Here is a 21328-nt window from a genome sequence, read left to right on the forward strand (position 1 = left end):
CCGGCCGCCTTCGCGAGCAAGCCCGCGAAGACGGTAGCAGTTCCACCGCAGGACTTACGCCAACACTCGTTCCAGAGTCCGCGACACCCCAACCTCGCGCAAACTGTTGCAGCACCACTCAAACGCCGCGACAAACTCCGGCGAGCGCGCAATCGCCGTACCAAAAATATCCTCGACTACCAGCAAGCGCTGGGTAATCAGCACATCATCGGCCACCAGTGCCTGGCAGAACGCTGCGCGCGGATCCGCAATCGTGTAGGTCTCGCCATGCTCATCCACGCCTTTGAGGTACAGCGCCCACGCCGCCACCACCAACGCCGCGCGCCTGGTTTCGCGGCCATCGGCGATCAAGCGGTTGATGGTCGGTACGGTGAACTTCGGAAACTTCGACGAGCCGTCCGAACACACCCGTTCAAGCTGATCGGCAATCGCCTGATTGGAGAAACGCGCCACCAGGGTGTTCTTGTACTCGGTCAGGTCGATTCCCGGCACCGCCGGCAGCTGTGGCGTCACGTCCAGGTCCATGTAGGCGCGCATGTAGCGCACGAACAGCGGATCGTTCATGGTCTGGTGGACGAAGCGGTAACCCTTGAGGAACCCCAGGTACGTCAGCGCAAGATGACTGCCGTTGAGCAGCTTGATCTTCATTTCCTCGTAGGGCGTGACATCGTCGGTGAACTGCACGCCGACCTTTTCCCAGGCCGGGCGACCGTTGACGAACCTGTCCTCCAGCACCCATTGCGCGAAGGGTTCGCAGACCACCGGCCAGGCATCGTCCACGCCATGCTGGTCCGCCAGTTGCAGGCGGTGCCGGGTGCTGGTCATCGGCGTGATGCGGTCGACCATGGCGTTGGGGAAACTGACGTTGGCGTCGATCCAGTCGCGTAATTGGCTGTCGTGCAAGGCGGCGAAGGCCAGCAGGGCCTTGCGGGTGACTGCGCCATTGTGCGGCAGGTTATCGCAGGACATCAGGGTGAAGGCCGCTGTGCCAGCGGCGCGGCGCCTGGCCAGCGCGGCACAGAGGAAACCGAATACGGTTTTCGGGGCGCCCGGGTGCGCCAGGTCATGCTGGATCTGCGGCAAGTGCGCCATGAACTCACCGGTGCTGTCGTCGATGCAGTAACCGCCTTCGGTGATGGTCAGCGAGACGATGCGGATCTCGGGGCTGGCCAGTTTGTCGATCAACGCCTGGGCGTCGTCTTCGGCCAGCAGCATGTCGCGGATGGCGCCGATCACCCGCACTTCGGTGTCGTCGCTATCGCCGAGTTCGAACAGGGTGAACAGATAATCCTGATCCTTGAGATCGTCACGGGCGCGGCGGTCTTCAGCGCGCAGGCCGACACCGCAGATGGCCCAGTCCAGGCCTTCGCCGGTATTCATCAAGGCGTCGGTGTAGTACGCCTGATGGGCACGGTGGAAACCGCCGACGCCGATGTGCGCGATGCCTTGGCGGGTCTCGCCCAGGGCGTAGGCGGGCAGGACCACTTCAGGGGCGAGGCGGCTGAGGTTGTGTTTATTCAGTTTCATCGCAGGCTCTCTGAAATCAGGCAGCAACGCGCAACGGACGGGTCAACACCACGCCGTCGGCATCGAATAAATGGCAGTGTTGCGCATCCAGATGCAGGCTCAGGGTTTCACCGTAGCGGCTGGCCAGATCGCCGCGAACGCGCATGGTCAGGGCTTCGCCGGATGCCGTCCGGACGTGGCAGAAGGTGTCGCTGCCCAGGCGTTCGCTGACATCGGCGGTGACCTGCAGGGTGCAATCACCGGGTTTGGCCAGTTCCAGATGCTCCGGGCGAATGCCCAGCGTCACCGCACTCCCGACGCTCAAGTGCCTGCCGCTCAAGGGCAGGTTGATGCGGGTTCCGGCGTCCAGCTGCACTTCACAGCCCTGGTTGTCGACGCGGGTGACCTTGCCCTTGAGGAAGCCCATTTTCGGCGTGCCCAGGAAACCGGCGACGAACAGGTTGGCAGGCTGGTGATAGAGATCCAGCGGCGAACCGACTTGCTCGATCTTGCCGCCATTGAGTACGACCACTTTGTCGGCCATGGTCATCGCTTCGACCTGGTCGTGAGTCACGTAGATCATCGTGGCTTGTAGCTCTTTGTGCAGGCGCAACAGTTCCAGGCGCATCTGCACTCGCAGGGCGGCATCGAGGTTGGACAACGGTTCGTCGAACAGGAAGATTTTCGGGTTGCGCACGATGGCCCGGCCAATCGCCACGCGCTGGCGCTGGCCGCCGGACAGTTGCTTGGGCTTGCGCTCCAGCATCGGCCCCAGTTCGAGGATGCGCGCCGCTTCGCTGACCTTTTTCTCCACTTCGGCTTTTGCCACGCCGGCCAGGTCGAGGGCGAACGACATGTTCTTGCGCACGCTCATGTGCGGGTACAAGGCGTAGGTCTGGAACACCATCGCCAGGTCGCGCTTGGCCGGGCTCACTTCGGTGATGTCGCGGCCATCGAGCTCGATGGTGCCGCCGCTGACTTCCTCCAGCCCGGCGATCAGCCGCAGCAGCGTGGATTTTCCGCAGCCCGACGGGCCGACGAAGACCACGAACTCCTTGTCGTTCACTTCAAGGTCGATGCCCTTGATGATGGAAAAGCCTTCGAAGCCTTTTTGCAGATTCTTGATTTTCAGGTTGGCCATGGTGGCGCTCCTTTTGTGCTTGTTCTTTGAGGGCTATTTCACGGCGCCGAACGACAGGCCGCGTACCAGTTGTTTCTGGCTGATCCAGCCGAAGATCAGGATCGGCGCACAGGCCAGGGTCGAGACGGCCGACAACTTGGCCCAGAACAGCCCTTCGGGGCTTGAGTACGAAGCGATCAATGCGGTCAGCGGTGCGGCTTTCGACGAGGTCAGGTTCAGCGACCAGAACGCCTCGTTCCAGCACAGGATCAGCGACAGCAGGACCGTGGATGCCAGGCCGCCCTTGGCGATGGGCAGCAACACCCGGAGCATCTCCTGGGCCAGCGTTGCGCCGTCCAGCCGCGCGGCTTCGAGGATGTCCCTGGGGATGTCCTTGAAGTAGGTGTAAATCATCCAGACCACGATCGGCAGGTTGATCAGCGTGTAGATCACGATCAGCGCGATCCGCGTATCGAGCAGGCCGAAACTCTTGGCCAGCAGGTAGATCGGCATCAGCACGCCCACCGGCGGCAGCATCTTGGTCGAGAGCATCCACAGCAGGGTGCCCCTGGTGCGCTGGGTTTCGTAGAACGCCATGGAGTAGGCCGCCGGCACCGCGATCAGCAGGCACAGGGCCGTGGCGCTGAAGGAAATCACCACCGAGTTCCAGGCGAAACTGAAATAGTCGCTGCGCTCGTTGATGTGCAGGTAGTTCTCCAGCGTCGGCATGAAGATGAATTGCGGCGGCGTGGCGAAGGCATCGATCTCGGTCTTGAAACTGGTCAGCACCATCCAGAAGATCGGAAAGAAAATCACGATCGCGATGGCCCAGGCCAGCGTACCGAGCAGCAGGCTTTGCAGACGACGGGATTGTTGAAGAGTCATGGCAGGCCTCAGGCTTTGTCGGTCAGGTTTTTGCCGATCATCCGCACCAGGATGATCGCGGCGATGTTGGCGATGACCACGGCAATCAAGCCGCCCGCCGAGGCCATGCCGACGTCGAACTGCACCAGCGCCTGGTTGTAGATCAGGTAGGCGAGGTTGGTCGAGGCGTAGCCGGGGCCGCCGTTGGTGGTGGTGAAGATTTCGGCGAACACCGAGAGCAGGAAGATGGTTTCGATCATCACCACCACCGCGATCGGCCGCGCCAGGTGTGGCAGGGTCAGGTGCCAGAAAATTGCGACAGGCCCGGCACCGTCCAGGCGCGCGGCTTCTTTCTGTTCCTGGTCGAGGGACTGCATGGCGGTCATCAGGATCAGGATCGCGAACGGCAGCCATTGCCACGAGACAATGATGATGATTGACAGCAGCGGGTAGTGCGCCAGCCAGTCCACCGGTTGCGCGCCGAACAGCTTCCAGACGTAGGCGAGAATCCCCGACACCGGATGGAAAATCAGGTTCTTCCAGATCAGCGCACCGACCGTGGGCATGATGAAGAAGGGTGAGATCAGCATCACCCGCACGACACCGCGACCGAAAAACTCGCTGGCCTCAAGCAAAGCACTGATCAGCACACCCAATACCACACTGATCAGCAGCACGCTGCCCACCAGCAACAGCGTGTTGGTGGCGCCGGGCAGGAAGCCCGAATCGGTGAGGAAGTAGGTGAAGTTTTCCAACCCGACGAATTCGTTCTCGCCGGGGTTGAGCAAGTTGTAGCGAATCGTCGAGAAGTAGACGGTCATACCCAGCGGTACGATCATCCACAACAGCAGCAATGCCACCGAAGGGCTGACCAGAAACCAGCCGGGATTGGCCACGCGGCTTTTGCGCAGCGGTTGGACAATGTCCATGTGAGCTTTTGCAGTTGATGTATTCATAGTGATCAGAACCGATTATTTACAGGCATATGAAGATCAACTGTGGGAGCGGCGGTGCGGCGATCCGACTTGCTCGCGAAGAGGCCAGTACATCCGACACAACTTTTGCGATTGGAATGCCGCTTTCGCGAGCAAGCCCGCTCCCACACTGGATAGGGGGGTTACTTGGGATAACCCGCACGCTTCATCTCGCGCTCGGTGGTTTGCTGGGCCGCCGCCAACGCCTGGTCGACCGTGGTCTGGCCGATCAGCGCCGCAGAGAAGGATTTACCGACCTGGGTACCAATGCCCTGGAACTCGGGAATGGTCACCAACTGGATGCCGATGTACGGCACAGGCCTGGCGCCCGGCTTGCTCGGGTCCGCGGCCTTGAGCGACTCCAGCGTGACCTTGGCGAACGGGGCGGCGCTCATGTACGCCTCGCTGTAGGTCGAGGCCCGAGTGCCCGGCGGTACGTTGGCGATGCCGTCTTTTTCTGCGACCAGTGCGCCGTATTCTTTGGACGTGGCCCAGGCGCTGAAGGTTTTCGCCGCGTCCTTGGCCTTGGAGCTGGTCGGAATGGCCAGCGCCCAGGAGTACAACCAGGCCGAGCCCTTGTCAGTGACTTGATGCGGCGCATAGGTGAAGCCGACGTGATCGGTGACCTTGCTCTGGGACTTGTCGGTGACGAACGAGCCGGCGACGCTGGCATCGACCCAGATCGCGCATTTGCCACTGTTGAACAACGCCAGGTTTTCATTGAAACCGTTGCTCGACGCCCCCGGCGGGCCGGATTTCTTCATGGTGTCGACATAGAAGTTCAGCGCGTTTTTCCATTCGGGACCATTGAATTCCGGCTGCCACTTTTCATCGAACCAGCGCGCGCCATAGGCGTTGGCCACAGTGCTGATCAGCGCCATGTTCTCGCCCCAGCCAGCCTTGCCGCGAAGGCAGATGCCGTACTGTTCCTGCTCGGGTTTGTTCAATTTGGCGGCGAATTCACCGATCTGCTCCCAGGTCGGGCGCTCGGGCATGGTCAGGCCGGCATCCTTGAACAGGTCGGTGCGGTAGTAGGTGATGGAACTCTCGGCGTAGAACGGCAGGGCGTACAGCGAGCCTTTCACCGACAGGCCTTCGCGCACCGACGGGAACACGTCATCGAGGGCATAGCTGGCCGGCAAATCCTTCATCGGCTCCAGCCAGCCCTTGGCGCCCCAGAGTGCGGCTTCGTACATGCCAATGGTCAGCACGTCGAACTGCCCGCCCTGGGTGGCGATGTCGGTGGTCAGGCGCTGGCGCAGGACGTTTTCTTCGAGGACCACCCAATTGAGCTTGATCTGCGGATGCGACGCCTCGAAGGTTTTCGAGAGCTTTTGCATGCGGATCATGTCGCTGTTGTTGACGGTGGCGATGGTCAGGGTCTGTGCGCCAAGGCTGACGCTGCTGAGGGTCATGCAGGTGAGGGCAAGCAGAGCTTTTACCGAAGGTTGCATCGTGCACTCCTTTTCTGCACCCGGCGGGATACAGAAGGACAGTTATTGTTTTTGTGTCTTCCGAAGGCAGGAAGAATCTGTGCTGATTACATCCTTCAATGGCAGGCGAGACAAATCATCCATCGCACTTTAATCAATACTTTTTTGCACTGAAGTTTAGGGGGGTAGACGCAGGGAAGGGCTTTTCAGCGATGGGGAGACATCGAATCCGTACAGGTTTCAAGGCTTAGCGCTGTACCTGTGGGAGCGGGCTTGCTCCGGGCGGCGATCCGACGAAGGCGGTGTGTCAGTTTGCAAAATGTCGTCTGACACGACGCCTTCGCGAGCAAGCCCGCTCCCACAGGTATGTGAGGGGTCAACCCAGGTTTTGCTCGGTCAACCGCTGCACCACCAACCGCCGGTAGTGCGACGGGGTCATGCCCTTGAGTTGCTGGAAGCGCCGGTTGAAGTTGGAAATATTGTTGAAGCCCGATTCGAAGCACACGTCAGTGACCGGCTTGTTGCCATCGGCCAACAACTCGCAGGACTTGCTGATACGCAGGCGATTGACGAATTCGATGAAATTGCGTCCGGTGGCCTGCTTGAATACCCGGCTGAAATAAGTCGGTTTCATGCCCAGATGCTCGGCGACTTCCTCCAGCGTCAAGTCCCGGGCGTAATGGGCGAAGATGTAATCCACCGCGCGGTTGGTGCGATCGATGTTGTGCTCGTCCGCCAGTTGCGGGGTCGTGGCGCCAGAGAGCAATTGGTAATCGTCGGTGGCCGCAAGCAATTCCAACAGAATGAAAAAGTGCCCGAGCCGGGTCACACCGGTGGTATCGGCAATGCGCTGCATCAGATCCATCGCCTTGCCAATGGTGTGCTTGCAGCGAAATTCGATGCCGTACTGCGCGCGTTCCAGCAACGGCGCCAGGGCCTTGAGTTCGCCGAATACCTGATAGCCGCTGTCGAACAACTCGTCGGTGAAGTTGACCAGCATGTCGCGCTTGGGCACCACTTCATCCTCGGCTACCTGGCTGATCCAGTTGTGGGGCAGGTTGGGGCCGGTGAGAAACAGTGTCTGAGGATAGAAGTTGCCGATGTAGTCGCCGATGAACACCTTGCCAGAACTGGCGACGATCAGGTGCAGTTCGTATTCCTTGTGGAAATGCCAGCGCACCAGGGGGCAGGGGAAACCATGCTGGCGGTAGATGATGGACAAGCCGTTGTGGTCGTCCATCAACTCATAGGAAGGATCGGTGACTCTGGCGGTGCGGGTCATGTCAGGGCGCTTATGTTGTTATCCCGCCCCGATCATGCCTCTTGCCGCAGGGCTAACGCTACTACCGCCGGTGTGACTGTTCATGCAAGGCGCGCGCAAGGAGGGTGGGCTACTCCTGATTAAGGCGGTTCTTCGCCTCGATCCATTGCGCCATGTATTGAGTGCTCTTGTGCTGGTGATGACGCAGCATGCTGCCGGTAAAGTTATCTCGTCTGATGTTGGCCAGATCCCGTTGGCAATCGACCAGCCGCTGGATCAAGGCCGGGCCATGAACGGATTTCTGGTAGCGGCCGGCAAGCAGGGTTTGCCCGTGCGCCTGGGCGTCCAGCCAGCGCGTCTTGTCGTTATGGAGTTGCACGGCATGATCGGCGAACTCGCGTGCCGAACGGGTCACCGCACCGGGCCATGTCTCTTCGCCATGCATCGCCTCGGCGCCGACTGGCGTCGTCACATTCGGTGTGCCACAGAGCATCGCATCGACAATCTTGCCTTTGATTCCCGCGCCAAAACGCAGAGGCGCCATACAGACTCGCGCCGCCGACATGACTTGCAGTGCGTCTTCTGCCCAGTTCATGACATGAAAACCCTGGGCCGGGTTATGCAGGGCAGTCGCCTTGGGCGGTGTGTAGGCACCATAGATATGCAATTGAGCGCCGGGCAATTGCTCGCGAATCAGCGGCCAGATAGCGGTTTTCAACCAGAGCACCGCATCCCAGTTGGGTGCATGGCGAAAGTTACCGATATGAAGAAAGTGTGCCCGGTCTTCAAACGGTACCGGCGCATTGGTCGGAACATCGACCATCAATGGGCACCAGTGCAACAAGTTGCGCGCAAACCTGAACTGCTCGACCAGCAATTCGATTTCCACTTCGGAAACCATCAGCGTCAAATCACAACGATAAAATGAGGCGATCTCGCGCTTCGCCATATCGGTATTGGCCATATGTTCGAATTCTTCGCGCGACGCTGGGGCGAACAGGTCGCTGAAGTCATTGTTGTCCTCACTGGCCTTCAAGCGCTCCTTGAGGCGTTGATGCCGACCCTGCCGGAGGCTTTGCAGGTCGCAGCTTTCGAGCACGCGCAAGGCATCTGGGCAATGCTTCTCGACCCGCCAGCCGAACTGTTCCTCCATCATGAATTGATCGAACAGCACGATGTCCGGCGCCAGTTCGCTGATGAAAGCGTCAAAACTGCTGTTGTTCAGCTCGATGGGGACTTCGCGAATACCCAACGCCGTCAGGTCTGCGCGTTGCTCGCCGAAGCCTGCCGGGCTGCTGAACGTGATGTCCCAGCCTTGTTCCAGAAAAACATCGAGAATTTGCATGACATGCCCGCTGGCCGCTGAAGAGCGGGGCTCGGGCCAGACGTAACCAATGACCAGGACTTTGGTTGCGTGGGGCTCAATCATGTACGGGATTTCCTTGAAGCGAAGACAGGGCAGGGACGAAAAAGGCGCGCATTAAACCACAGCGCAGTGCAGGGTCACCCGAGAATGCCTTTGACCTTGTCGCGTAACTGATCAATGGAGAACGGTTTGCCGATCAAGTGCATGCCTTGAGGCACTTCGATGTTTTCGGCATACCCGCTGGCAAACAGGATCGGCAGGGCTGGACGTAAAGCACGTGCTTGATTGGCCAGTTCGCGGCCGTCCATGACCGGCAGGCCAACATCAGTCATCATCAGGTCAATGTGTTGGTTCACGTCCTTGAGTGTCACCAGCGCCTGTTCGCTGCCATCGGCTTCCAGCACCTTGAATTCCAGTTCTTCCAGTACGTCGACGATCAGCATGCGCACGATGGCATCGTCTTCGACGACAAGGATGGTGGAGGCGTTGGCGGATGACATAGTCGAATTCCCGAAAAAGATTGGCTTTGCCAGTCGCTGGAAATCGTCGGCCTCTTGCATGAGTAAGTGGCGGATCCCGACAAGTTCCCAACGTTGTAAAAAAGAATTGCAGTGTAGGCCACGCAAGGATAACCCGTGGCCTGGAGCGGGCGCAGCGCAATGTAGGACCTTGCGCGCAAACATGTCAGAAAATTGGATCAATGTGCCAGTTTTGGGGCAAACTCCTTGCATTCTGACAGTTCGACAAGGCCTGCCCCATGTCCTCCGCGTCCTCGGTTGATGAACAACGATTTCGTAAACTCCTGAGCCGCAACATCAGCCTGCCTTTGGGTCTGGGTCTCATCAGCGCCGTATTCTTTGTGTCGCTGATCAGCTATTTACTGTCGACGATCCAGTGGGTGGAGCACACCGACCGGGTGATCAATAACGCCAATGAAGCGGTCAAGCTGACCGTGGATCTGGAAACCGGGATGCGCGGTTTCCTGCTCAGTGGCGACGAACATTTCCTCGAACCCTTCGAAACCGCCAAGCCGCGCATCGCCGTGGCGCTCAACACCTTGCTCGAACTGACCGCCGACAACCCGCTGCAGACCGACCGCTTGTTGCGGTTGCAGGCCTTGCAGCTGGAATGGACCAACTACGCGCAATCGATGATCGATTTGCAGCGCAGCAGCGGGGACTATCGCGCTGTGGTCAAGGCCGGACGCGGTAAACGGCTGACCGATGAAATTCGCAAGCAGTTCGAGGAGGTGATCGACACCGAGCAACAGTTGCGCACATCGCGCAATGATGAAGTGCGACGTACCACCGTCATGAGCATCAGCCTCTATCTGTTGTTCATAGCCGGGGTCAGCGGGTTGCTGGCGTATGTCGGGCGCCGCGATTTGTTGACGCTGACGCAGAACTACAGTGTCAACCTTGCCGCCCAGCAGGCCAGCGCCCGTCGTCTGGAGCAGCAGGCCTGGCTGCGCAACGGCCAGACCGAGCTGGCCGAGCAGGTGTTGGGGCAATTGAGCCTGAATATGCTGGGTCGCAATATCCTGCAATTCTGCGCGCAGTACCTGGGCACCGCCGTGGCGGCTATTTATGTGCGCGAAGACCACGGCGGCCTCAAGCGCATAGCTACCTACGGCTTCTCTCGCGAACAGGAGGAGCGTGAACAGCAGCTTTACAGTGACGAAGGCATTGTCGGCCAGGTGGCGCAGCAGGCACGGCTGATTCGCCTGGACGAGGTACCGGGGGATTATTTCAAGGTCAGCTCCGGCCTCGGTGACGGTTTGCCGCGCAGTGTGCTGGTGGTGCCAACCAGCGACGACGAGCGGGTCAACGGCGTGATCGAGTTGGGCTTTCTGCGTCCACTGACGGACCGTGACGTTGAATTGCTTGAGCTGATTGCCGGCAACATCGGTACCTCGATCGAGGCGGCACGCTATCGCCAGCGTTTGCAGGATGTGTTGGCGGAAACCCAGCAACTCAACGAAGAATTGCAGGTTCAGCAGGAAGAACTCAAGACCGCCAACGAAGAGCTCGAAGAACAATCGCGGATTCTCAAGGAGTCCCAGGCGCACCTGGAAACCCAGCAGGTGGAGCTGGAGCAGACCAACGAACAACTCGCCGAGCAGGCAGAAGCACTGGCTGAGCAACGCGACGCTATGGACCTGAAGAATACCGAGCTCAATCAGGCCCAGATCCAGCTCGAAGAACGCGCAGTAGAATTGCAGCGCTCGAGCAAGTACAAGTCCGAATTCCTCGCCAACATGTCCCATGAGCTGCGCACGCCGCTGAACAGCTCGCTGATCCTGGCCAAGCTGCTGGCGGAAAACCAGGAGGAAAACCTCACTGCCGAGCAAGTCAAATTCGCCGAGTCGATCTACTCCGCCGGCAATGACTTGCTCCACCTGATCAACGACATTCTGGATATTTCCAAAGTCGAGGCCGGCAAGCTGGAAATCCGTCCGGAGAACACCAGCGTGGTGCGTCTGGTGGATGGCCTGCGCGGCGTGTTCCAGCCGTTGGCCACGGACAAGCAACTGGATTTCCAGGTGGATATGCAGGACGGTGCGCCGCTGATGCTGTTCACCGACCGCCAGCGCCTGGAGCAGGTCCTCAAGAACCTGTTGTCCAACGCGGTGAAATTCACTGAGAGCGGCAACGTCAGCCTGTCCGTCGCCACGGCGCCGAATGACGGCATCGCGTTCAGCGTCCGCGATTCCGGGATCGGCATTGCGCCGGATCAGCACGAAAGCGTCTTCGAAGCGTTCCGTCAGGCCGATGGCACCACCAATCGGCGTTACGGCGGCACCGGGCTGGGGTTGTCGATCTCCCGTGACCTGGCGGCCTTGCTCGGCGGCTCCATCAGTGTGAGCAGCACGCCGGGGCAGGGCAGTGTGTTTACCCTGGTCTTGCCACAGCAGTACGTGGAACCGGGCGAAGTGCCAGTCGAACCGATGCGAGCCGTTCCGGTGGCGGCCACGCCGAGTGTATTGCCGCCAACGTTGTCGCCACTGGTGGCCGAAGTCGACATTCCGCGTTTCGACGACGATCGCAACAAGGGGCCGTTCACCAATCGCTGCATTCTGGTGGTGGAGGATGAGCCGAACTTTGCGCACATCCTCTACGACCTGGCCCATGAACTGGGTTATCAGTGCCTGGTGGCCCACGGCGCCGACGAAGGCTACGACCTGGCCAAGGCGTTCATCCCCGATGCAATACTGTTGGACATGCGCCTGCCGGATCATTCCGGCCTGACCGTGCTGCAACGCCTGAAGGAACACGCCGAAACCCGGCACATCCCGGTGCATGTGATTTCGGTCGAGGATCGGGTCGAAGCGGCGATGCACATGGGCGCCATTGGCTATGCGGTCAAACCGACCACCCGCGAGGAACTCAAGGACGTGTTTGCACGCCTCGAGGCCAAGCTGACCCAGAAGGTCAAGCGCGTGCTGCTGGTCGAGGACGACGCCTTGCAGCGCGACAGCATTGCCCGCCTGATCGGCGACGATGACATCGAGATCACTGCCATTGGCCTGGCGCAGGAGGCGCTGGACCTGCTGCGCACGTCCGTCTTCGATTGCATGATCATCGACCTCAAGCTGCCGGACATGCTCGGCAATGACCTGCTCAAGCGCATGTCCACCGAAGACATCTGCTCCTTTCCGCCCGTCATCGTCTACACCGGACGCAACCTGACCCGGGATGAAGAGGCTGAACTGCGCAAGTATTCGCGTTCGATCATCATCAAGGGTGCACGCTCGCCGGAGCGGCTGCTGGATGAGGTGACGCTTTTTCTGCACAAAGTCGAATCACGGTTGTCCCATGAACGGCAGAAGATGCTCAAGGTCGCCCGCAGCCGCGACAAGGTCTTCGAGGGCCGCAAGGTGCTGCTGGTGGATGACGATGTGCGCAACATTTTCGCCCTCACCAGCGCGCTGGAGCAAAAGGGCGCGGTCGTGGTCATTGGCCGCAACGGCCGCGAAGCGATTGAACGATTGAATGAGGTGCAAGACATCGATCTGGTGTTGATGGACGTGATGATGCCGGAAATGGATGGCTTTGAAGCCACCGTTGAAATCCGCAAGGACCCGCGCTGGCGCAAGCTGCCGATCATCGCGGTGACGGCCAAGGCCATGAAGGACGATCAGGAGCGTTGCCTGCAGGCCGGCGCCAACGATTACCTGGCCAAGCCCATCGACCTCGATCGCCTGTTTTCGCTGATTCGTGTGTGGTTACCGAAGATGGAACGTATCTAGTGGAGCGCAATTTTTCAGTGGAGCGAGACAGTGAAATCGAATTGCGGTTGTTGATCGAGGCGATCTACCTCAAGTACAGCTACGATTTTCGCGATTACTCCGGCGCTTCGATCAAGCGCCGGATCAACCATGCGTTGAGTCAGTTCGAGTGCAATACCATCTCGGCGTTGCAGGATAAGGTCCTGCACGACCCCACCGCGTTCATGCAATTGCTGCAATTGCTTACCATTCCGGTCAGCGAGATGTTTCGCGACCCCTCGCACTTCCTGGCCATCCGCAAGGAAGTGGTGCCGCTGCTGCGAACCTACCCTTCGATCAAGGTCTGGATCGCCGGATGCAGCACCGGTGAAGAGGTGTATTCGATGGCCATTGTGCTGCGCGAAGAGGGCCTGCTCGACCGCACGATCATCTACGCCACCGACATCAACCCGCGTTCCCTGGAAAAAGCCAAGCAAGGGATTTTCTCGATGGAGAATGTCCGCGCCTACACTGCTAATTACCAGCAGGCCGGTGGCCAGTGTTCGTTTGCCGACTACTATACGGCGGCCTATGGGTACGCGATTTTCGACAAGACCCTGCGCGAGAACGTGACCTTCGCCGATCACAGCCTGGCAACGGACAGCGTATTTTCCGAAACCCAATTAATTTCATGTCGTAACGTACTGATTTATTTTAATAAAAAGCTTCAGGATCGGGCATTCGGACTGTTTCATGAGTCCCTCTGCCATCGCGGTTTCCTGGTACTGGGCAGTAAGGAAACCCCGGATTTTTCAGCCTTCGGCAATCAGTTCGAGCCGCTGGTCAAACAAGAACGGATCTATCGAAAATCATGAACAGTGCAACGAAATTGCCGGCGATCGAAGCGATCGTGATCGGTGCCTCCGCCGGTGGAGTCGAGGCGCTGTTGAACATCCTCAGTCCGCTGCGCGAAGGCTTCGCACTGCCGATCATTGTCGTGCTGCACCTGCCGGACGAGCGCCGCAGCCAGCTGGCAGACGTGTTTTCCCGCCGGGTTGCCCTGCCGGTGCTGGAGGCGTGCGACAAGACTCCGGTCGAGGCCGGCACGCTGTATTTCGCCGCGCCCGGTTATCACCTGTCGGTGGAGCATGACCGCAGCTTTTCCCTGAGCCTGGAGCCTCGAGTGCATCATTCGCGACCCGCTATCGATTATCTGTTCGAATCGGCCGCCGATGCGTACGGCGCCAATCTGGCTGCGGTATTGCTCACCGGCGCCAACCGCGATGGCGCGCGCGGGCTGGCCCAGGTCAAGCAGCGCGGTGGCATGACCATCGTGCAGGACCCGCAAGAGGCTCAGGTCGCCACCATGCCCCTGGCTGCGCTGGATATGCACCAGCCAGACCACATACTTCCTGTACGCGGCATCGGCCGTCTGCTTGTCGAACTGGAAAGAATCGCATGCTAAGTAATATCCAAGCCAAACTGCTGATCGTGGACGATCTGCCGGAGAATCTGCTGGCGCTCGAAGCGCTGATCAAGCGTGAGGACCGCATCGTCTACAAGGCGCTGTCCGCCGACGAAGCCTTGTCCCTGCTGTTGCAACACGAATTCGCCTTGGCCATCCTCGATGTGCAGATGCCCGACATGAATGGCTTCGAGCTGGCCGAGTTGATGCGTGGCACGGAAAAAACCAGGAACATTCCGATCGTTTTCGTCAGCGCCGCCGGGCGTGAACTGAACTACGCGTTCAAGGGCTATGAAAGCGGTGCCGTGGACTTCCTGTACAAACCGCTGGACATCCAGGCGGTCAAGAGCAAGGTCAATGTGTTCGTCGACCTGTATCGCCAAAGCAAGGCGATGAAGGAACAAGTGCTGGCCCTTGAGCAAAGTCGCCGCGAACAGGAGACCCTGCTCAAGCAACTGCAAAACACCCAGCTGGAACTGGAACAGGCGGTGCGCATGCGCGATGACTTCATGTCCATCGTCGCCCACGAAGTGCGCACACCGCTCAACGGTCTGATCCTTGAAACCCAGTTGCGCAAAATGCACCTGGCCCGGGACAACGCCGCCGCCTTCACCCTGGACAAGATGCATGCCATGGTCGACCGCGACGAGCGGCAGATCAAAAGCCTCATTCGCTTGATCGAAGACATGCTCGATGTCTCGCGCATTCGCACCGGAAATTTGTCGATTCGGCCAACGCGCATCGATCTTTCGACGCTGGTTCGCCACCTGTTGCACAACTTTTCCCAGCAGATCGATGCCGCCGAGGCGTCGGTCACCCTCGATGCCGCGCAACCGGTGATCGGGAACTGGGACGAGTTTCGTATTGAACAGGTCATATCCAACCTGTTGACCAACGCCTTGCGCTACGGGGCCAAGAGCCCGATCTCGGTGAAGGTCTACAGTGAAGGTGGCCAGGCGTTGGTGGACGTGCAGGATCAAGGGATCGGCATCAGCGAGGCAAACCAGAAACGGATTTTCCAGCAGTTCGAGCGGGTATCGGCCAAGCACGCCATCGCCGGACTGGGCCTGGGATTGTTTATTTCAGAACAGATTGTCACCGCCCATGGCGGTACTATTACCGTCCAGAGCAGGATTGGCGAGGGCGCCTTGTTTCGCGTTTGTCTGCCTCTGTAGGAAAACAGCCAGATAAACGCAACCTCTGATCGACCCCACGGTCGTATCAGCAGCAATTGACCGAACAAAGGCTTCCCATGAGCGAAGATGCACAAGATGTAGTACTCGTCGTCGAGGACGATCCCTCGATTCTGATGGTGCTGTCCGCTTATCTGTCGGGCGAGGGTTACCGCGTGTTGCAGGCCGAAAACGGCGAACAGGCTTTTGAAATCCTGGCGAGCAAACCGCACCTGGACATGATGATCACCGACTTCCGCCTGCCCGGTGGAATCTCTGGCGTGCAGATCGCCGAGCCCGCCGTGAAGCTGCGACCGGAACTCAAGGTGATTTTCATCAGCGGCTATGCCCAGGAAATCCGTGAGACCGACAGCCCGATCACGCGCAAGGCGCCGATCCTGGACAAACCGTTCGATCTGGATAAATTGCAGGAATTGATGCAGGACATGCTTTCGTAAGTGTTCAGGCGCTGATCATCTCCCTGACCTTCGCCGTCAACAGGTCGAAGGTAAACGGCTTGGTGATCAACTGCATGCCCGGATCGAGGAACCCGCCGCGCACCGCGGCGTGCTCGGCGTAGCCGGTGATGAACAGCACCCTGAGATCGGGCCGCAATTGCCGGCCGATTTCTGCCAGTTGCCGGCCATTCATGCCGGGCAGGCCGACATCGCTGATCAGCAGGTCGATGCGCTGGGCCGAATCGAGTATCGGCACGGCGCTATCACCATCACAGGCCTCGACGAAGGCATAACCCAGATCGCTCAACACCGTGCTGACCAGGACCCGCACCGCCGGATCGTCCTCGACAATCAACACCGTCTCGCCATTATTGGCGATGGGCGAATGTTCGACGTCCAATGGATGGTCCCGGGGCAGGTCACCGCCAAAGCGCGGCAGAAACAGACTCACTGTGGTGCCTTTGCCCACTTCGCTGTGGATAGCGACGTGGCCACCCGACTGTTTGCTGAAACCGTAGATCATCGATAGCCCGAGGCCGGTGCCCTGGCCGATGGGCTTGGTGGTGAAGAACGGGTCGAAGGCGCGGTTGATGGTGCTTTGCGGCATGCCACAGCCGGTGTCGGTCACGCTGAGCACCACGTAGTCACCCGCATCGAGATTGCTCTGGCCTTGGGTGAAGTCCTCATCAAAGTGCTGGTTCGAGGTAGAGACCACCAGTCTGCCGCCATTGGGCATGGCATCGCGGGCATTGATCACCAGGTTGAGCAGGGCGCTTTCCAGTTGATTGGGGTCGGCTTCGGCCACCCACAGTTGCTCGTCCAGTTGCATGTCCAGACGAATGCTTTCGTTGATGCTGCGCTGCAGCAGTTCATCCATGGAGATCACCAGGCTGTTCATCTCCACGGGCTTGGAGTCCAGCGACTGGCGGCGGGAAAACGCCAGCAGGCGGTGAGTCAGACCCGCCGCGCGGTTGGCCGAAGTCACCCCCAGATCGATCAGGCTGTCGAGGTCTTCGGTTCGCCCCCGGGCCAGGCGTCGGCGCAACAATTCCAGGCTGCCGATGATGCCAGTCAGCATATTGTTGAAGTCGTGGGCGATGCCGCCGGTGAGCTGGCCTACCGCTTCCATTTTCTGTGACTGGCGCAGCACTTCTTCGTTGTGGCGCAGTTGCGTGGTGCGCTCCTCCACCTGCTGTTCAAGGGTTTCGAGGGTGTTTTGCAGGCGCAACTCGCTCTGGCTCAGATCGATCAGCCGATCCCTGGCTTCGTACTGTCGTCGTCGCCCGCGCAAGGCGGTGGTGACCAGACTGATCAGTGTGACCGGGTGAAAAGGCCGTTCAAGGAAGGTGACATTGCCCAATTGCGCGCCGAAGCATGATGCCGGGTTCTGTTGCGGGCCACGATGGTGTGTCATCAACACGATCGGCAGGTCCGACCACGGGGGCTGCTGTTCAATCAGGCGGATCAGCGGTTCGAGATCAGCGCTCAGCAGCGCCTCGGAAGAGATCAGCAGCAGGCCGGCACCCTGTTCCAGTTTGGCGCACAATCCCGGCAGGTCGCGACTGACCACTCCATGGAACCCTGCCTTTTTGAGCATCATCAAGGTCATCTGGCCGTCGCGCCCCCGCGGTGCAAGGATGATTGCGCGCTCGGACGTCGCTTGCACGGCCTTCACGGGATATTGTCCAGCTGCCATCCATGGGACAATCCGCCGTCGAGGATAGCGTCCAGACCTTCGATACCGGTGGCGGCCTTGGCTTGGTTCAAATCGTTAGATAGAGACAAACAAACGTCCTCACATGGCCAGGGTCAACGAGGCAGCCGCTGCGAAGTGCCGCAACGGGCTGCCTTTTCACTTGACCCTGGGCCGGGACGACGGTTCAACGAAATTTCAGGCGGGGTCAAAGCCCTTGTTGCAACGACGGATCGTCGGGGTTCATCTGTTCGAGTTGGGCCAACAGGATCTGCACGTTTTGCAGTTGCCCGCTTTCCTTCCAGTAATTGATCAACAGCACCCGAGCCTTGCGATCGTTCGGATGGCGCTGAACGATTTCCTGCAACTGTTTCTGTGCCGCTTCGAGCTCCTGTTCACCATGCAACGTGGTGGCCAGGTCGTAGCGGTAATCCCGGTTGTTGGGCTCCAGTTCAACGGCCTTGGACAGGCCGAGCAGGGCGAATTCGCTTTGCTCGTGATGCAGCAGCCAGAGCCCCAGGGCGTGTTGAAGGTAGGCCGAGTTGGGCTGTGCCTGGAGTTGCCTGGCCAACAGTTGCCGGGCGGCGTCGTTCTGGCCCTGTTTATCCAGCACCTCGATTTGCAGCACCAGCGCTGGCAGGTTCTCCGGCGCCAGGCGCAGGGTGTTGTCCAGCGCCTGTTGCGCTTCCTTGAGCTCGGCATTGTGCAAGTGCAGCCGGGCCAGTTGGTATTGGTTTTCAGCGCTTTGCGGCTCGCTCCTGAGCACTTGCTCCCAGGCATCGATGGCTTGCTCCAGCGGCCCGAAATACAAACCCAGGTCATCCGGGGACAACCCCAGCAGCGCGTTGATCGCCGCCAGCCGCACGCTTTGATCGCTGTCATCGAGCAATGGCCCCAGCAGTAGACTGCGCTGGCCGTTCGGCACCAGGCCGCTGATGCTCCTGATCGCCGCAATACGTACTTCGGGCGACTCGTTCTGCAAGTCGGCATCCGCCAGTTTCAGGGCCACCGAACTTGGGTAGTTGGGCAGTTCGGCATGCAGCCAGACACGACGCTTGGGGGACAGGTCCGGACGGGCCAGTTGCTGATAGAGCACCCGCGCGGCACCTGGTTTGCCGGCCCGGGCTGCCGCCAGCGCTTCGCTGTAGCCATGCTGGATGGCTTCGGGAACCACCGGGGTGGTACCGCGCAGGGAAAACCACGCAAGACCGATGACGAGCAGGGCGAAGAGGCTGATAAACAGATAGCGGCGAGACTTGGGCATGCAGGAATCCGGAAGCTGGCAAGCTTTTGCAAAGGCGCCAGCTTCGGTCAGGCCGGGCTTTGAGTCAAACCTTGACGACGCTCACGCTCGATTCAAACGGTTGAACAGCCCTTCAGTCGACAATCAACGGGCCTGCAAGCTGCGTCGTCAGCAAAACCTCTCGAGGCACCGCAGCAGTGACTACGCTTGCTGGAGGTGTTTCGACGAGTGTTCCCATGCAAGCGTTGTTGCAGTACTTCAAGGCCATGCTCAACCCCGGGCCCGGGGTGTTGCTGTTTGCCCTGCGAACCATTGCGGCCGGGTTGTTGACCCTGTACCTGGCGTTTTTGTTCGATCTGGACCAGCCCAAGTGGTCGATCATGGCCGTGGTCATCATCAGCCAGCCACTGGGCGGCATGGTGCTGGCGCGCAGCTTTGGCCAGGTGATCGGCACCACGACGGGCGCGGCTGTTGCGGTGCTGATCATGGCGATCTTTCCCCAGGCGCCGCTGCCGTTCATCACCACCCTGGCGTTGTGGCTGGCGTTATGCACCGCTGGTGGCACCTTGTTGCGCTATACCAGTTCCGGGGCGTTTGTCCTCAGCGGCTACACCGCCGTGGTGGTGGCCTTGCTGGCGGTGCCGGACCAGGACGGCATGTTTTTGCTGGCGGTGACCCGCGTCACCGAGACGCTGCTGGCGGTTGCCTGTGTGTGCGTGGTCAGCCTGCTTACCGCCAGGCCCGAAGCCGTGGCCCGGGATTACTTCGCCAGGATCGATCAAATCACCCGGTTGCTGGCCACCCATGCCAGCGCCGTCATCCGCACCGAAGAGAGCGAAGCCGATTTCCAGCAGCGGCAAATGCAACTGCTGGGTCAGATCAGCGGCCTGGAGGGCGTGCGCCGACACATGTACTTCGATGCGCCACGGTTACGCAGTGCCAACGGTCTGGTGCAACTGCTGGGCAACCAATTGGTGTTATTGACCGCGCGGCTGACCGCCTTGCGCCACCAGCGGCTGCTGTTGACTGAGCGCTGGGAGGGCGAGTTGCCTGAAGAAATTCAACGGCTGCGTGCCGAAGAACTGGCCTTTCTCGATGAACTGGCGCGGGAGGGGCGTTCGCTGTCCAGTGACAAGCGCCATCATTTCACGTCGCTGCAACAACGCTTTGATGAGCTGGCCTACAGGGCCGAACAATTGACCGAGCCACTGCCAGCCACCTTGCGTTCGCTGGCCTGGTCGCTGCGCTGGGAGCAGGCGCGCCTGCTGCAGCAACTGGAGCAGATTCTGGAATTGAGCGATGCCATCCAGAGCGGGCGCCCAGCCAGCAGCGTGTTTCGCGGGCGGGAAAACCCGCTGCACCTGGACTTTACCCTGGCGACCATGAATGCCGTCCGGGCTTTTTCCGCGCTGTTGATCGCCGGTCTGATCTGGATCGAAACCGGCTGGGACGGTGCGCGAGGCGGGATGGTGCTGGTGGGCATCCTTTGCTCGCTGATGTCGACGTTTCCACGGCCGCTGCTGGCCGTTCAAAGCTACGCGAGGGGATTCGGGCTGGCACTGGTGGCCTCGGCGCTCCTTCAGTTCATGTTTGTGCCGATGATCAGCAATTTCGAGATGCTTGCCTTGCTGCTGGCGCCCTTGCTCTACGCCGTTGCGGTGGGGCTGGCCAGTCCACCCACCACAGGTACCGGGATTGGCCTGGGGCTCACGACGTTTCTATTGCTCGGCCCGTTGAACGTGGGGATTGGCCAGAACACCGCCATCCAGTGGTTTGAGTTTGCCGGGGCTTATACCTGCGCGACCGTGCTGGCCTTGAGTGTCTACGCGCTGATCTTTCCGTTCATGCCGGATTTGCGCATGCGCCGGCTCCACAAAGAGAACTGCGATCAGGTGTACGCCTTGCTGAAAACCTTGGCGACCGATGAGCAGCAGTTTGCGTTCGAGAGCCGCATGGTTGATCGCCTGACCATGATGCTGGGGTTGCTGCCGGCGGCCCGGGAGCCACAATCACGTGAGCGGTTCCAGGTCAGCCTGGGCTGCATGGCACTGGGTACTGCCTTGAATCAGCTCAGGCAGCAGGGGCAGAACAACGCATTGCTGAGTCCGGAACTGCAAAGTCGCCTGTTTTCGACAGTCCGGGAAACGGGCAGGCTGGTCGCCGGCCGGCCCGGGGTCGAAGTGGCGCAGGTGCTTGATAGCCTCCACGCCCTGGGCGACGACCTGGATGCCCTGCATACCGATGTTCATGAGCGCTTGTGGTCGGTGTTCCGCATGCGTGTGGCACTGTTGATCGTGGTGTCGTTCGTTGAACGTTATCGCGGCTATTTTCAACCCTCTGGTCTTGAAGGAGACCCTGTCCTTGCCCATTGATCTGGAAGTGGGTGGTGCCTATCTGCCCCCGATTGCTCAGGCGCTGCTGCTGGGCTTGCCGATTTTTCTGTTGCTGGACTGGACGTTGCGGCGCCTCGGGGTGCTGCAGTTTGTCTGGCACGAGGCATTGTTCGAAGGCGCGTTGTACGCCTGCGTCTGCGCCACGTTGATTCTGGTCATGGGAGCCTGATGCC

The 21328-nt window shown here is 59.9% G+C and carries 17 protein-coding genes; 7 read left to right on the top strand and 10 right to left on the bottom strand.

What is annotated here, in order from left to right; all coding sequences use genetic code 11:
* Window positions 1-54: 54 nt before the first annotated feature.
* The 8 genes from KGA85_RS07745 to KGA85_RS07780 all read right to left on the bottom strand — a co-directional run bounded on the left by KGA85_RS07745 (window position 55) and on the right by KGA85_RS07780 (window position 9024).
* Entirely contained in the window at window positions 55-1527 is a 1473-nt protein-coding gene (locus KGA85_RS07745) for a mannitol dehydrogenase family protein (protein ID WP_223461313.1), read from the bottom strand.
* A gap of 16 nt (window positions 1528-1543) precedes the next feature.
* Entirely contained in the window at window positions 1544-2647 is a 1104-nt protein-coding gene (locus KGA85_RS07750; RefSeq protein WP_223543037.1) for an ABC transporter ATP-binding protein, read from the bottom strand.
* Between the two features lie 33 nt (window positions 2648-2680).
* Window positions 2681-3511, bottom strand: coding sequence for a carbohydrate ABC transporter permease (locus tag KGA85_RS07755; RefSeq protein ID WP_223461317.1), 831 nt, complete (start codon window positions 3509-3511; stop codon window positions 2681-2683).
* A gap of 8 nt (window positions 3512-3519) precedes the next feature.
* The gene (locus KGA85_RS07760) at window positions 3520-4446 is read right to left on the bottom strand and encodes a carbohydrate ABC transporter permease (protein ID WP_411741659.1); all 927 of its coding nucleotides are present in this window, start codon (window positions 4444-4446) and stop codon (window positions 3520-3522) included.
* 161 nt (window positions 4447-4607) lie between these two features.
* A complete protein-coding gene (locus tag KGA85_RS07765) occupies window positions 4608-5918 on the bottom strand; it encodes an ABC transporter substrate-binding protein (protein ID WP_223461320.1) in 1311 nt (436 codons plus the stop codon).
* A gap of 355 nt (window positions 5919-6273) precedes the next feature.
* Window positions 6274-7179, bottom strand: coding sequence for an AraC family transcriptional regulator (locus KGA85_RS07770; protein ID WP_223453899.1), 906 nt, complete (start codon window positions 7177-7179; stop codon window positions 6274-6276).
* A gap of 109 nt (window positions 7180-7288) precedes the next feature.
* Window positions 7289-8587, bottom strand: a complete 1299-nt coding sequence (locus tag KGA85_RS07775; RefSeq protein WP_223453897.1) for a glycosyltransferase — start codon at window positions 8585-8587, stop codon at window positions 7289-7291.
* 74 nt (window positions 8588-8661) lie between these two features.
* Window positions 8662-9024 carry a response regulator gene (locus KGA85_RS07780; RefSeq protein WP_223453895.1) on the bottom strand — a complete coding sequence of 121 codons (363 nt, stop codon included), beginning with the start codon at window positions 9022-9024 and terminating at the stop codon, window positions 8662-8664.
* 257 nt (window positions 9025-9281) lie between these two features.
* On the opposite strand from KGA85_RS07780, the gene KGA85_RS07785 reads away from it, so the two are divergent.
* The 5 genes from KGA85_RS07785 to KGA85_RS07805 all read left to right on the top strand — a co-directional run bounded on the left by KGA85_RS07785 (window position 9282) and on the right by KGA85_RS07805 (window position 15826).
* The gene (locus tag KGA85_RS07785; protein ID WP_223453894.1) at window positions 9282-12773 is read left to right on the top strand and encodes a response regulator; all 3492 of its coding nucleotides are present in this window, start codon (window positions 9282-9284) and stop codon (window positions 12771-12773) included.
* On the top strand, window positions 12773-13606 hold the full coding sequence (locus KGA85_RS07790; protein ID WP_223453892.1) for a CheR family methyltransferase: 834 nt from the start codon (window positions 12773-12775) through the stop codon (window positions 13604-13606). Before KGA85_RS07785 ends, KGA85_RS07790 begins: the two co-directional genes overlap by 1 nt.
* Window positions 13603-14196, top strand: a complete 594-nt coding sequence (locus KGA85_RS07795; RefSeq protein WP_223453891.1) for a chemotaxis protein CheB — start codon at window positions 13603-13605, stop codon at window positions 14194-14196. Before KGA85_RS07790 ends, KGA85_RS07795 begins: the two co-directional genes overlap by 4 nt.
* Window positions 14190-15371 carry a hybrid sensor histidine kinase/response regulator gene (locus KGA85_RS07800; protein WP_223453889.1) on the top strand — a complete coding sequence of 394 codons (1182 nt, stop codon included), beginning with the start codon at window positions 14190-14192 and terminating at the stop codon, window positions 15369-15371. Before KGA85_RS07795 ends, KGA85_RS07800 begins: the two co-directional genes overlap by 7 nt.
* A 77-nt stretch (window positions 15372-15448) precedes the next feature.
* Entirely contained in the window at window positions 15449-15826 is a 378-nt protein-coding gene (locus tag KGA85_RS07805; RefSeq protein WP_007970583.1) for a response regulator, read from the top strand.
* A 4-nt stretch (window positions 15827-15830) separates the two neighbouring features.
* Here the strand turns inward: KGA85_RS07805 and KGA85_RS07810 are convergent, their stop codons facing one another.
* Both KGA85_RS07810 and KGA85_RS07815 read right to left on the bottom strand, forming a co-directional pair.
* Window positions 15831-17501 (bottom strand): ATP-binding protein, encoded by a 1671-nt coding sequence (locus KGA85_RS07810; RefSeq protein WP_223453887.1) that lies wholly within the window; start codon window positions 17499-17501, stop codon window positions 15831-15833.
* A gap of 226 nt (window positions 17502-17727) precedes the next feature.
* The gene (locus KGA85_RS07815; protein ID WP_223453885.1) at window positions 17728-18783 is read right to left on the bottom strand and encodes a tetratricopeptide repeat protein; all 1056 of its coding nucleotides are present in this window, start codon (window positions 18781-18783) and stop codon (window positions 17728-17730) included.
* 215 nt (window positions 18784-18998) lie between these two features.
* Between KGA85_RS07815 and KGA85_RS07820 the strand changes: the two genes are divergently transcribed.
* The gene (locus KGA85_RS07820; RefSeq protein WP_223543038.1) at window positions 18999-21134 is read left to right on the top strand and encodes an FUSC family protein; all 2136 of its coding nucleotides are present in this window, start codon (window positions 18999-19001) and stop codon (window positions 21132-21134) included.
* Complete coding sequence (locus KGA85_RS07825) at window positions 21124-21324, top strand: DUF1656 domain-containing protein (RefSeq protein WP_032829912.1); 201 nt, start codon at window positions 21124-21126, stop codon at window positions 21322-21324. The genes KGA85_RS07820 and KGA85_RS07825 overlap by 11 nt, the downstream gene beginning before the upstream one ends.
* Window positions 21325-21328 lie beyond the last annotated feature (4 nt).

The sequence above is a fragment of the Pseudomonas sp. GL-B-12 genome (assembly GCF_019955895.1).
Classification (GTDB): Bacteria; Pseudomonadota; Gammaproteobacteria; order Pseudomonadales; family Pseudomonadaceae; genus Aquipseudomonas.

Coding starts and splice junctions, on each gene's coding strand:
- KGA85_RS07750 (WP_223543037.1), bottom strand. CDS start 2,647: ATGGCCAACCTGAAAATCAAGAATCTGCAAAAAGGCTTCGAAGGCTTT.
- KGA85_RS07800 (WP_223453889.1), top strand. CDS start 14,190: ATGCTAAGTAATATCCAAGCCAAACTGCTGATCGTGGACGATCTGCCG.
- KGA85_RS07765 (WP_223461320.1), bottom strand. CDS start 5,918: ATGCAACCTTCGGTAAAAGCTCTGCTTGCCCTCACCTGCATGACCCTC.
- KGA85_RS07755 (WP_223461317.1), bottom strand. CDS start 3,511: ATGACTCTTCAACAATCCCGTCGTCTGCAAAGCCTGCTGCTCGGTACG.
- KGA85_RS07745 (WP_223461313.1), bottom strand. CDS start 1,527: ATGAAACTGAATAAACACAACCTCAGCCGCCTCGCCCCTGAAGTGGTC.
- KGA85_RS07820 (WP_223543038.1), top strand. CDS start 18,999: ATGCAAGCGTTGTTGCAGTACTTCAAGGCCATGCTCAACCCCGGGCCC.
- KGA85_RS07775 (WP_223453897.1), bottom strand. CDS start 8,587: ATGATTGAGCCCCACGCAACCAAAGTCCTGGTCATTGGTTACGTCTGG.
- KGA85_RS07795 (WP_223453891.1), top strand. CDS start 13,603: ATGAACAGTGCAACGAAATTGCCGGCGATCGAAGCGATCGTGATCGGT.
- KGA85_RS07785 (WP_223453894.1), top strand. CDS start 9,282: ATGTCCTCCGCGTCCTCGGTTGATGAACAACGATTTCGTAAACTCCTG.
- KGA85_RS07815 (WP_223453885.1), bottom strand. CDS start 18,783: ATGCCCAAGTCTCGCCGCTATCTGTTTATCAGCCTCTTCGCCCTGCTC.
- KGA85_RS07760 (WP_411741659.1), bottom strand. CDS start 4,446: ATGAATACATCAACTGCAAAAGCTCACATGGACATTGTCCAACCGCTG.
- KGA85_RS07780 (WP_223453895.1), bottom strand. CDS start 9,024: ATGTCATCCGCCAACGCCTCCACCATCCTTGTCGTCGAAGACGATGCC.
- KGA85_RS07770 (WP_223453899.1), bottom strand. CDS start 7,179: ATGACCCGCACCGCCAGAGTCACCGATCCTTCCTATGAGTTGATGGAC.
- KGA85_RS07805 (WP_007970583.1), top strand. CDS start 15,449: ATGAGCGAAGATGCACAAGATGTAGTACTCGTCGTCGAGGACGATCCC.